Below are 12,552 nucleotides of genomic sequence, written 5' to 3'. Positions count from 1 at the left end.
ACCAGCAGAAGGGACCATCCAGTAACGGGTGGTCCTTTCTGGACAGGAGACAAATATGAAAACATTAAAAACAGACGTGATCATCCCGACATACCGTCCGGGAGAAGAATTTGAAAAACTGCTGGAAAGACTCAGCGCACAGAAATATCCTATCAATAAGATCCTTGTCATGAATACAGAAAAGAAATTCTGGAAAGAGACCTGGGAACAGGAATATCCGCTTGTGGAAGTCCGGCATCTTACAAAAGAAGAATTTGACCATGGCGGTACCAGAAGGCAGGCGGCAGAGCTTTCGGATGCGGAGATCCTTGTATTTATGACACAGGATGCAATGCCGGCAGACAGGGAACTGATCGGAGCACTGGTAGGAGCTCTTGCAGAGAATCCACAGGCAGGAGCCGCTTATGCGCGTCAGCTTCCAAAAAAGGACTGCAGATTTCTGGAAAAATATACCCGTTCCTTTAATTATCCGGAACAGTCCTGTCTGAAAACGGAAAAAGATGTACAGACCTACGGGATCAAAACATATTTCTGCTCCAACGTCTGTGCTGCTTATGATCACAGGATCTATGATGAGATTGGTGGATTTCCGGAGCATGCTATTTTTAATGAAGATATGATCTATGCAGGCTGGATGGTAAAAAAAGGCTATGGAGTTGCCTATGTATCAGAAGCGCGTGTATATCATTCTCACAATTACACCTGTATGCAGCAGTTCCACAGGAATTTTGATCTGGGAGTTTCCCAGGCGGAGCATCCGGAGGTTTTTGAAGGAGTGCCTTCCGAAGGTGAGGGCATCCGGCTGGTAAAAAAAAGCATGGCATATCTTCTGAAAACAGGCCACATATGGCTGATCCCCGGACTGTTTTTGCAAAGTGTCTCCAAATACGCCGGATATTTTCTCGGAAAACGATACAAAAAGCTCCCTGAAAAAATGATCCGCTTCTGCACCATGAATCCGCAATACTGGAAAAAGAACAAATAAGAGCAGGTCACGGTTTTTTAAAAGAGATATCACAGTTTAAACACAATTCCCTGTTAAACTGTCTTTTATAAGAGAAATAAATGTTACTGAGAACGGAGTGAGCAGTAACAGATACATGCATCAGATAACATAGAAGGGAGCACCAGAGGCATGAGTGAAGAGAATAAATGGGGGACAGACTTGCCGGATGAGGATAAGAATGCTTCGGCAGAACAGAAACCGCTGACGCATCCTTATTCTGAGGGACGCAGGATGCAGGAGAGCAGACAGGACAGCGATGCAGGTGCCGGACAGAGTGAAGGCACTTCGCAGGAGAAACCAAAATACGGACATTATGAGGTGCATCAGCCTCAGGCCGGTAATTATGCCGGTGGAAATATACCGCCCAAAAAGCCGCGGAAAAAGAGAGATTTTTCAGGCAACAACAGCTTTGGAAAGAAAGCAGCCACTGCGGTGGCACTGGCTGTGATCTTTGGGCTGGTAGCCGGAGTGGTTTTTCAGGGTGTGAATATTGCAGCAGATAAATACAGAGGAAATGACAGCAATACAACGATCGGAAAGACAGAAACAGTTACCGGAACAGAGGATAGTACTGACAGTAGCTCTGCGGATTCTACTGTGAAGGATATTGTGGCAGAGAGTGGTACAGTGGCCGGTGTAGCCCAGGCAACCATGTCTTCTATCGTTGCCATTACATCTGTCAGTGTGCAGGAGATCCCAAGCTTTTTCGGATATGGAACGAGGCAGTATCAGAGTGCAGGAAGTGGTTCCGGTATTATTGTAGGAGAAAATGACAGCGAGCTTCTCATTGCGACTAACAACCATGTGGTATCTGGAGCGACTACACTTACTGTGTGCTTTGCAGGCAGTGATGTGGTAGGAGCGGAAGAAGAAACCCAGGCTATGGCAAGCAGCTCCGATGGAGATGCGGATGTGGATAACGCAGTTTCTGCCAAGATCAAAGGCACCGATGAAGAGAATGATCTGGCAGTGGTGGCAGTGGAGAAATCCGATATTCCGGATGAGACCATGGATGAGATCAAGATCGCACAGATGGGAAGCTCGGACGATCTTGTAGTCGGTGAGCAGGTGGTTGCCATTGGCAATGCACTGGGCTATGGACAGTCAGTTACCTCCGGATGGATAAGTGCCCTTAACAGAAGCATCGGTACAGAGGACGGAGAAGCCAGCGGACTGATCCAGACTGATGCAGCGATCAATCCCGGAAACAGTGGCGGTGCACTTCTGAACATGAACGGTGAAGTGATCGGTATCAATGCGGCCAAGTATGCAGACAGTCAGGTGGAAGGCATGGGATATGCCATTCCGATCTCCAAGGCAGAGCCGATCCTGGAAGAACTGATGAACCGCGAAACCAGAGATAAGGTGGAAGATTCTTCCAAGGTAGGATATATGGGAGTCAAGGCTGCCGATCTTACAACAGAAGCCATCCAGATGTATAATATGCCGGCAGGTGCTTTTATTACTGAGGTAACGGAAGGCGGCGCAGCAGATAATGCAGGGATCAAAAAAGGCGATATCATTGTGAAGCTGGATGGACAGAAGGTAAGCGGCAAGGATGACCTTGTTGATAAGCTGCAGTATTATGAGGCAGGAGAAACCATCGAAGTGGTGATCTCCAGAGCGAACAGCGGAGAGTACAAGGAACAGACGGTTGAAGTGACCCTCGGAAGCAAACCCTCTTCTGACAAATAAAAGAAAATACAGGATAACCATTTATAAACCGGGGAGCTGCATGTTCTTATGCAGCTCCCCGGTTTATAAAAACTTAATTTGATACAGCCGGATTATGTGCTATAATATGCATAATAAAAACCAGAAAGGAAATGTTATGGCAGATCAGTTTGATAATAATAAAGACAATGACCAGGAGCAGAAATACGAGAAATTCTGTTTTTTATGTCGCAGACCGGAGAGTCAGGCAGGGAAGATGATCGACCTTCCTAATCATATACATATCTGTGCGGATTGCATGCAGAAAAGCTTTGATACTATGAACACCCAGATGAACAATGGAAATTATTCCGATCTTTTTAACATGCCGAATGTGAGCATGATCGATCTCAGCAGTTTCCAGAATCCCGGAAACCAGGCGAAGAAGATCAAGAAAAAATCAGAGACTCCGAAGCCGGTGATCGATCTCAAAGATATTCCTGCACCACATAAGATCAAAGCAACTCTGGATGAATATGTGATCGGACAGGAATATGCCAAGAAGGTAATGTCTGTAGGTGTATACAATCATTATAAGAGAGTTGCCACAGATACCATGGATGATATTGAGATCGAGAAATCCAATATGCTGATGATCGGACCTACAGGCTGCGGTAAGACTTATCTGGTGAAGATGCTTGCCAGACTTCTTCAGGTACCGCTTGCCATTGCAGATGCCACATCTCTTACAGAGGCCGGTTATATCGGTGATGATATCGAGAGCGTAGTATCCAAGCTGCTTGCAGCTGCAGATAATGATGTGGAGAAGGCAGAGCACGGGATCATTTTCATTGATGAGATCGATAAGATCGCAAAGAAGAAGAATACCAACCAGAGAGATGTCAGCGGAGAGGCTGTCCAGCAGGGACTTCTGAAACTTCTGGAGGGAAGTGAAGTGGAAGTTCCGGTAGGTGCTACCAGCAAGAATGCCATGGTACCTATGGTGACTGTAAATACAAGGAACATTCTGTTTATCTGTGGCGGTGCGTTCCCGGATCTTGAGAATATCATCAAAGAAAGACTGAATAAACAGGCGTCTATCGGATTTTATGCAGATCTGAAGGACAAATATGATGATGATCCGCATGTGCTGGAGAAAGTAACGGTAGATGATCTCCGTGCATTTGGAATGATCCCGGAATTTATCGGTCGTCTTCCGATCATCTTTACTCTGAACGGGCTGACGGAAGATATGCTTGTGAAGATCCTCAAGGAGCCGAAGAATGCTATTCTGAAACAGTACAAGAAGCTTCTGGCACTGGATGAAGTAAAACTGGAGTTTGAGGACGGTGCCTTACATGCCATTGCCCGTAAGGCATTGGAACGCCATACAGGAGCCAGAGCTCTCCGGGCTATCCTGGAGGAATATATGCTGGATATCATGTATGAGATCCCGAAGGATGACAATATCGGTGAGGTCGTGATCACAGAGGGATACATTCAGGGCAACGGAGGTCCGAAGATCCTTATGCGTGGACAGGAGATCCCGGCACTGGAAGGATAAGAAACAAGAAGATTCTTTAATATATAAAGGAGCGTGACAGATATGGCAAAAAGCAGTTTTTGGGATGATCTGGGAAACACACTGACAAGAAAGGCAAAGGGCTTAAGTTCCAGAGCAGAGAATCTCTATGAGATCCAGAAGATCCGTAACAAGCTCTCTGCACAGGAGCGTATGACCGAAAAGCTGATGATGGATATCGGAAAGATGATCTATACACGTTATGAGCAGGGAGAAGCCGTTGACGGTGAGACGGGAGCTATCTGCGAGGAAATCAGCCAGCACATGCTGGAGGCGGATCACTACAGAGATGCGATCGCTGCCAGTAAAGGGGAGAAGTTCTGCCCGGCCTGCCATAAGGCGGTGATGCGGGAGGCCAGCTTCTGTCCGTATTGCGGAGCGGCGTGTCCTACAGCGGAGCTGGAAGAGAAAGCTGCCGATGTGATCGAGCAGGCAGATGAGGAGCTTGAAGAGGCTGCTGAGGCAGAGGTGACAGAAGTACCGGAGACAGAAGCGGAAGAAAACGCAGAAGCTACAGAAGTGGTAGCAGATCCGGAAGAGACAGTAGAAGCGTCAGAAGTAGTAGAAACAGCAGAAACCGCAGAAGCGTCAGAAACAGAAACATCAGGATCAGATCCGGAATTGGAAGAGGAAAGAACGGAAGTGGGATCTGCAGAAACAGAGGGGCCTGCGGCTGATCCGGAAAATACAGAAACAACAGAAGAAAAAACAGAATAACCATAAGCATATAAGGCAGGCTTTCCCCAGTGGGAGCCTGCCTGAGTATTATGCAGACAACAGAAAGAAATAAGGAGGGGGAATAATGTTGTGGAATTTACTGACGGCGGGAATCTTTGGTACAGACTATTATATAAAGAAAAAAATCAACACATCGGAAAAGAAAGATCTGAAGGAAAAGTGCCTGGGAGGCAGACTGATCGTAAGAAATTGCCATAATCATGGGATGATGCTTGGAATATTAAAAAACAAAGATAAAGAATTCCTGAGAGATCTTGCATCTATGGTGCTGGGCGGTGCAATCTGGGAGTATATACGTACTTTCGGAGGAAAAGGCACACGCATATCCAAGCTTGGGCTTTCCATGATCCTGGGCGGCGGTCTGAATAATTATACGGAACGTCGCAGAAAGGGATACGTCACGGATTATGTGAGCCTGAATGTGGAAAATCCGAAGCTTAAGAAGGTCGTATTTAATATTTCGGATCTTTTCATATTTACAGGTGCGCTTCTCTGGGGCGGGAGCGAGATCTTTTCTGAAAAAGAAAAATAAATAAAAAAACAGAAGTGCCGGTGTTGGGCGCTTCTGTTTTTTTGATTTTGGATAAAATAAAAAAGAATGCAGGAAATGGGACTTGAACCCACACGATCTTGCGACCACAGGCACCTGAAGCCTGCGCGTCTGCCAATTCCGCCATTCCTGCATTTTTTCAACCGGCTTGCTTTGCTTTGTTTGCTCCGCTCGTCGACTGCTCATTTATAATAACTCAGGAATTGGATAATGTCAATAGAAAAATTCAAAAAAATTAAAAAAATTCAAAAAAAATATTTTAAGTTAGTTTTATACATTTTTTTTGCATATGGTGTTGAAAAATGACGATTCCTGTGATACAATCTTGAAGATTTAGGATAAAATAAGAGAACAAAGAAAGGGAGATTGTATGAAAGCATTTCTGATATTGGAAGATGGCCATGTATTTACAGGAACTAGCATTGGTTCTGCAAGGGAAGTCATCAGTGAAATTGTCTTTAACACTTCCATGACCGGTTATCTGGAAGTAATGACAGATCCTTCTTACGCAGGACAGGCGGTGTGTATGACATATCCGCTGATCGGAAACTACGGAATCTGTTATGATGACCAGGAATCAAGGAAGCCGTGGATTGACGGATTTATTGTACGCGAATTATCACGAGTTCCCAGCAACTTCAGAAGCGTAGACACCATTCAGCATTTTCTGAGCAAAAACGACATTCCGGGAATCGCAGGAATTGATACCAGAGCACTGACTAAGATCCTTCGTGAGAAGGGAACCATGAACGGAATGATCACAGTTGATGAGAACTATGACCTGGATACAATCATCCCCAGATTAAAAGCATATACAACAGGAAAAGTGGTAGAGAAGGTTTCCTGCCGCGAAAAGGAAGTGCTTAAGGGGAACGGACCGAAGGTTGCCCTTCTTGATCTGGGCGCCAAGAAAAACATTGCACGCTCACTGAATGAGAGAGGATGCCAGGTTACTATTTACCCGGCTCTGACATCTGCAGAAGAGATCCTTGGAGACAATCCGGACGGCATCATGCTCAGCAACGGACCTGGAGATCCGAAGGAATGTACTTCTATTATTAAAGAGATCAAAAAACTTTACGACTCTGATGTACCGATCTTTGCCATCTGTCTTGGACATCAGCTTATGGCTCTTGCAACAGGCGGAGACACCCATAAGATGAAATACGGTCACAGAGGCGGAAATCATCCGGTTAAAGACCTTGAGACAGGAAGAGTATATATTTCCTCCCAGAACCATGGCTACGTTGTAGATGCAGAGGGACTTGAGGAGAAAAATATCGCACATCCTGCATTTGTAAACGTCAACGACGGAACAAACGAGGGTATGGCATATAACGGAAAGAACATCTTTACTGTACAGTTCCATCCGGAAGCATGCCCTGGACCACAGGATTCCAGTTACCTTTTTGACAGATTCATGAAGATGATGGGAGGAGAGAAATAATGCCAAGGAATAAGGACATAAAAAAAGTACTTGTAATCGGCTCAGGCCCGATCATAATCGGCCAGGCAGCAGAGTTTGACTATGCAGGAACCCAGGCATGCCGCTCCCTGAAGGAAGAGGGCATGGAGGTTGTACTTTTAAACTCCAATCCTGCTACCATCATGACAGATAAAGACATCGCAGACAGAGTTTATATCGAGCCTCTGACTGTTGAAGTCGTAGAGCAGCTGATCCTCAAAGAGAAACCGGACAGTGTACTTCCTACACTGGGCGGACAGGCAGGTCTGAACCTTGCCATGGAGCTTGAGGAAAAGGGCTTCCTGAAAGAGCACAATGTACGTCTCATCGGTACCACAGCAGCAACGATCCGTAAAGCTGAGGACCGTCAGGAATTTAAGGATACAATGGAAAAGATCGGCGAGCCGGTTGCAGCATCCAAGGTCGTAACAACTGTAGAAGACGGTGTTGCGTTTACTCAGACTATCGGTTATCCGGTTGTTCTCCGTCCTGCATATACACTTGGCGGAAGCGGCGGCGGTATCGCGCATAATGAGCCGGAGCTTCGTGAAATCCTTGAGAATGGTCTCCGTCTTTCCCGTGTAGGCGAGGTTCTTGTAGAGAGATGTATCGCCGGATGGAAAGAAATCGAGTACGAGGTAATGCGAGACAGCGCAGGAAACTGCATCACAGTCTGCAACATGGAGAACATTGACCCGGTTGGTGTCCATACCGGTGACTCCATCGTAGTTGCTCCTTCCCAGACCTTAGGAGATAAAGAATACCAGATGCTCCGTACATCTGCTCTTAACATTATTACAGAGCTTGGCATCACAGGTGGATGTAACGTACAGTACGCTCTTCATCCGGAGAGCTTTGAGTACTGCGTTATCGAGGTTAACCCTCGTGTAAGCCGTTCCTCCGCACTTGCAAGTAAGGCTACCGGTTATCCGATCGCCAAGGTTGCAGCCAAGATCGCACTGGGTTACACACTGGATGAGATCCCGAACGCCATCACAGGCAAAACATACGCAAGCTTCGAGCCGATGCTGGATTACTGTGTTGTTAAGATCCCGCGTCTGCCATTTGACAAATTCATCACAGCAAAACGTACACTGACTACACAGATGAAGGCTACCGGTGAGGTTATGAGTATCTGCCATAACTTTGAGGGTGCTTTAATGAAGGCTATCCGTTCCCTGGAGCAGCATGTAGACAGTCTGATGTCCTATGATTTCTCACATCTTTCTGATGAAGAACTGATGGACGAGCTGAACATTGTGGATGACCGCCGTATCTGGAAGATCGCAGAAGCCCTGAGACGAAATGTTTCCCAGGAGAAGCTTCATGATATCACAAAGATCGACATCTGGTTCATCGATAAGCTGGCTATCCTTGTTGAGATGGAGCAGGCTCTGAAAACTCAGAAGCTGGACAAAGACCTTCTTCTGGAAGCAAAACGTCTGGAGTTCCCGGACTACATCATCGCAGACCTGACAGGAAAGACAGAAGCTGAGATCAAAGACCTGCGTAAAGAGTACGGCATCCGTGCAGCATACAAGATGGTTGATACCTGTGCAGCAGAGTTTGCGGCAGCGACACCATATTACTATTCTGTATACGGCGATGAGCAGACAGAGAATGAAGCTGTAGAAACAAAAGATAAGAAAAAGATCCTGGTACTTGGTTCCGGCCCGATCCGTATCGGTCAGGGTATCGAGTTCGACTTCTGCTCTGTACACTGTACATGGGCATTTGCGAAAGAAGGATATGAGACGATCATCATCAACAATAACCCGGAGACAGTAAGTACAGACTTCGATATTGCAGATAAGCTGTATTTTGAGCCGCTGACACCGGAAGATGTTGAGAATGTTGTAAATATCGAGAAACCGGACGGAGCTGTTGTTCAGTTCGGTGGACAGACAGCTATCAAGCTTACAGAGGCACTGATCAAGATGGGCGTTAAGATCCTCGGAACATCTGCTGAGAACGTAGATGCTGCAGAGGACAGAGAGCTCTTTGATGCCATCCTTGAGAAATGTGAGATCCCGAGACCGAAGGGACATACCGTATTCACAGCAGAAGAGGCGAAAAAAGCAGCCAATGAGCTGGGTTATCCGGTACTTGTCCGCCCGTCCTATGTACTTGGAGGACAGGGAATGCGTATCGCTGTCAGCGATGAGGACGTGGAAGAGTACATCGGAATCATCAACCAGATCGCACAGGAGCATCCGATCCTTGTTGATAAGTACCTGATGGGTAAAGAAATCGAGGTCGATGCAGTATGCGACGGTGAGGACATCCTGATCCCTGGAATCATGGAGCACATCGAGCGTGCAGGTATCCACTCCGGAGACAGTATTTCCGTATATCCGGCACAGACCATCAGCCAGAAAGCAAAAGATACCATCGCCGAATACACACGTCGTCTTGCACAGGCACTTCATGTTATCGGTATGATCAATATTCAGTTCATCGTTGTAGGCGAGGATGTATATGTGATCGAGGTTAACCCGCGTTCCAGCCGTACAGTACCGTACATCAGCAAGGTAACAGGAATCCCGATCGTTCCGCTTGCAACAAGAGTTATCCTTGGACATAAGATCAAAGAGCTTGGTTACACACCGGGACTTCAGAAAGAAGCAGAGTACTTTGCAATCAAGATGCCGGTATTCTCCTTTGAGAAGATCAGGGGCGCAGATATCAGCCTCGGACCTGAGATGAAATCCACAGGTGAGTGCCTTGGTATTGCAAAAACCTTTAACGAGGCTCTTTACAAAGCCTTCATCGGAGCCGGAATCCGTCTTCCGAAGCACAAACAGATGATCATCACTGTAAAAGATGAGGATAAGAAGGACATCATTCCGATCGCAAAACGTTTCGAAGCTCAGGGATACCGTATCTTTGCAACAAGAGGTACTGCAAGCGTACTGACTGAAAACGGAATCAAGGTAACACGTACCAACAAGCTGGAGCAGCCGTCTCCGAACCTGATGGACCTGATCCTTGGCCACAAGATCGATGTTGTTATCGACACACCGCCACAGGGTGTTGAGCATCAGAAGGATGGTTTCGTGATCCGTCGTAATGCTATCGAAACAGGTGTCAATGTGCTTACAAGCCTTGATACTGCAGAGGCTCTGGTCACAAGTCTTGAGAATACAGACCTGAACCACCTGACTCTGGTAGATATCGCCACCATCGACAATCGATAAAAAATTGTAAATTTTGTGAAATAAAAAATTAAAAGTTTACGAATTGTCAAATATGTAATATACTGATAAGGACGGGGCCGTCGTTCACATACCGGCCCTGTCCTTATCTTGCTTTTAGAAAGGAGTTAACATGATTTTTATAGAATTACTGAAGGTTATCCTTCTCGGTATTGTGGAGGGAATCACCGAGTGGCTTCCGATCAGTAGTACCGGACATATGATCCTTGTGGATGAGTTTATCAAGCTGAATGTATCCGAGGCATTTATGGAATTTTTCCTGGTGGTGATCCAGCTTGGCGCGATCCTGGCAGTTGTTGTACTGTACTGGAACAAGTTGTGGCCTTTTTACATAAGAAAAATCCCGAAGAAAACACAGATGGCACTGCGTAAACAGCCGGCAGTACCCAGAACTGTCCTTACTTTTGTAGAAAAATACTGTGATAAGGATAAGTGGATCCTCTGGTTTAAGATCCTGGTAGCATGTCTGCCGACGATCATCATCGCTCTTCCTTTTAATGATATTATTGAAAAGAAATTTTACAACTATGTGGTCGTTGCCATCATGCTGATCGTTTATGGTGTGCTTTTTATCGTTATCGAGAACTACAACAAACGCCGCAGACCAACCTGCACCAGACTGGATGAGCTTTCCTTTAAGACAGCGCTGATCATCGGCTGCTTCCAGGTGCTTTCCGTGATTCCGGGAACATCCCGTTCCGGCTCCACCATTATCGGAGGAATCCTTGCAGGAACATCCCGTACAGTTGCAGCAGAATTTACCTTTTTCCTGGCAATTCCGGTTATGTTCGGAGCAAGTCTTCTGAAACTGGTCAAATTCGGTTTTGCCTTCAGCTCCACAGAGCTGATCATCCTGATCGTAGGTGTTGTGGTATCCTTTGTGGTATCTGTTCTTGCCATCAAATTCCTGATGGGATATATCAAGAAACACGATTTTAAAGTATTCGGCTGGTACAGGATCATTCTTGGTATCCTGGTGCTCGGATACTTCGTTGGAAAAACATTTTTAGCATAAAACTGCAATCTGGAGGTAATCATTATGAAATATAAGAAGCTTTTGATCGTACTGACAGCAGTGACGGCGCTTGGTATTGCCGGCTGTGGAAAATCATCAAAGGAAACAGCAGAGGTGACACCAACACCGGTTCCTACAGCCGCACCTACGGCTGCACCGGCTACATCCACACCGCTTCCCACATCTACACCTGCACCGAAGCTGATCGGTGTAAAGACCAGTACTGCAAAATTTGTTTATCTTACCAACAGCACGAAGGGAGAGATCCGTGAGATCTATCTCCGCGCGGCAGGAGGGGAAGAATGGGGCAAAAGTCTTGTTCCTGCAGAAGCTACCATCAAAGATGCGGAGCAGGTGCAGATGTATTACACCCCGGATTCTGCAAGAGATGCCATCTATGATATGAAGATCGTAGACGGAGACGGAAATGCCTATGAGATCTACAGTGTACAGCTGAGCGATATGGAAAAGGCAAAACTGATGATCGATAACGGAGAAGCATACCTGACCTATACAAGCCTCAGTGACAAGAGTGAGAAGAGCACTATTGGCAATGTGGAAACGGATAACAGTGAGGCGGACAGCAGTGATTCCGCAGACAGCACAGATGCTTCAGATCTGACAGATAGTTCTTCCGGTATCACGGATACTTCTTCCGACAACAGTGATGGAAGCTATGACAACAGTGATGATGGAAGCTATGATAACAGTGATGACGGAAGCTATGACAACAGCGATGACGGCAGCGATGACGGAAGTTACGACAACAGCAGTGATGATGGAAACTATGACAGCAGTGATGATAGCGGCGACTATGTAGATGACAGCAGCAACAGCGGAAGCGGTGACGATTCTCTTGACAACAGTACAGATACAGATGACAGCGGAGACGGAGAGATTGTCTGGGATGATAACGGAGACTGGTCAGAGGAATAAACCGGGATCCTGTAAACAGAGGGAAACATGGAACAGACATTTCTTGAAAAACAGTTAAATGAATTTTTAAATTCTACCTTGCAAGAGTAAATTCTATACCTGTAGAAATTACTTCTGCATGGATTTTTCCTTCTTCTTTTTATAAAATACTACTGCAGATGATCCCCTGCCTGTGCAGAAGGAGGATAAAATGAATACAGGAAGACCAAAAGGCAACCAAAAACATCTTGACTTATCTGCACGTATTATAATCGAACAGCATTTAAATAACGGTGATTCATTTAGAAGTATTGCAATAGAATTAAGCAAGGATCCAAGTACCATATCCAAAGAAATCAGACGTCATTCCATTATCAGGGAAAGAAGCGCAGATGCATTTGCCCCTATTCCCT

10 protein-coding genes and 1 tRNA gene are annotated in these 12,552 nt (G+C 46.0%); 10 read left to right on the top strand and 1 reads right to left on the bottom strand.

What is annotated here, in order from left to right:
• Positions 1-55: 55 nt before the first annotated feature.
• The 5 genes from BLP57_RS13900 to BLP57_RS13880 all read left to right on the top strand — a co-directional run bounded on the left by BLP57_RS13900 (position 56) and on the right by BLP57_RS13880 (position 5,511).
• Positions 56-985: a glycosyltransferase family 2 protein gene (locus BLP57_RS13900; RefSeq protein ID WP_092072537.1), complete on the top strand. Its 930-nt coding sequence runs from the start codon at positions 56-58 to the stop codon at positions 983-985.
• Positions 986-1,135: 150 nt separating this feature from the next.
• Positions 1,136-2,701 (top strand): S1C family serine protease, encoded by a 1,566-nt coding sequence (locus BLP57_RS13895; protein ID WP_092072534.1) that lies wholly within the window; start codon positions 1,136-1,138, stop codon positions 2,699-2,701.
• Positions 2,702-2,837: 136 nt separating this feature from the next.
• Positions 2,838-4,223 (top strand): ATP-dependent Clp protease ATP-binding subunit ClpX, encoded by a 1,386-nt coding sequence (gene clpX, locus BLP57_RS13890; protein ID WP_022426973.1) that lies wholly within the window; start codon positions 2,838-2,840, stop codon positions 4,221-4,223.
• A gap of 42 nt (positions 4,224-4,265) precedes the next feature.
• Positions 4,266-4,958 carry a zinc ribbon domain-containing protein gene (locus BLP57_RS13885; protein ID WP_092072531.1) on the top strand — a complete coding sequence of 231 codons (693 nt, stop codon included), beginning with the start codon at positions 4,266-4,268 and terminating at the stop codon, positions 4,956-4,958.
• Positions 4,959-5,043: 85 nt separating this feature from the next.
• A complete protein-coding gene (locus BLP57_RS13880) occupies positions 5,044-5,511 on the top strand; it encodes a signal peptidase II (RefSeq protein WP_092072528.1) in 468 nt (155 codons plus the stop codon).
• Positions 5,512-5,578: 67 nt separating this feature from the next.
• Here BLP57_RS13880 and BLP57_RS13875 read toward each other — a convergent pair.
• Positions 5,579-5,662 (bottom strand) — tRNA-Leu (locus BLP57_RS13875).
• 237 nt (positions 5,663-5,899) lie between these two features.
• Between BLP57_RS13875 and BLP57_RS13870 the strand changes: the two genes are divergently transcribed.
• The 5 genes from BLP57_RS13870 to BLP57_RS13850 all read left to right on the top strand — a co-directional run.
• The gene (locus BLP57_RS13870; protein WP_015527400.1) at positions 5,900-6,976 is read left to right on the top strand and encodes a carbamoyl phosphate synthase small subunit; all 1,077 of its coding nucleotides are present in this window, start codon (positions 5,900-5,902) and stop codon (positions 6,974-6,976) included.
• A complete protein-coding gene (carB, locus tag BLP57_RS13865; protein ID WP_022426976.1) occupies positions 6,976-10,191 on the top strand; it encodes a carbamoyl-phosphate synthase large subunit in 3,216 nt (1,071 codons plus the stop codon). The genes BLP57_RS13870 and carB overlap by 1 nt, the downstream gene beginning before the upstream one ends.
• A gap of 130 nt (positions 10,192-10,321) precedes the next feature.
• The gene (locus BLP57_RS13860; protein WP_021651920.1) at positions 10,322-11,224 is read left to right on the top strand and encodes an undecaprenyl-diphosphate phosphatase; all 903 of its coding nucleotides are present in this window, start codon (positions 10,322-10,324) and stop codon (positions 11,222-11,224) included.
• Between the two features lie 24 nt (positions 11,225-11,248).
• Entirely contained in the window at positions 11,249-12,160 is a 912-nt protein-coding gene (locus BLP57_RS13855) for a hypothetical protein (RefSeq protein ID WP_021651921.1), read from the top strand.
• Between the two features lie 190 nt (positions 12,161-12,350).
• On the top strand, positions 12,351-12,552 hold a 202-nt coding region (locus tag BLP57_RS13850), incomplete at its 3' end, for a helix-turn-helix domain-containing protein (RefSeq protein ID WP_139148852.1).

The organism is Blautia sp. SF-50 (assembly GCF_900101315.1).
Lineage (GTDB): Bacteria > Bacillota > Clostridia > Lachnospirales > Lachnospiraceae > Blautia_A > Blautia_A fusiformis.
Note: the sequence above shows the minus strand (reverse complement) of the source record. Positions and strands in the feature narration are given on the sequence as shown.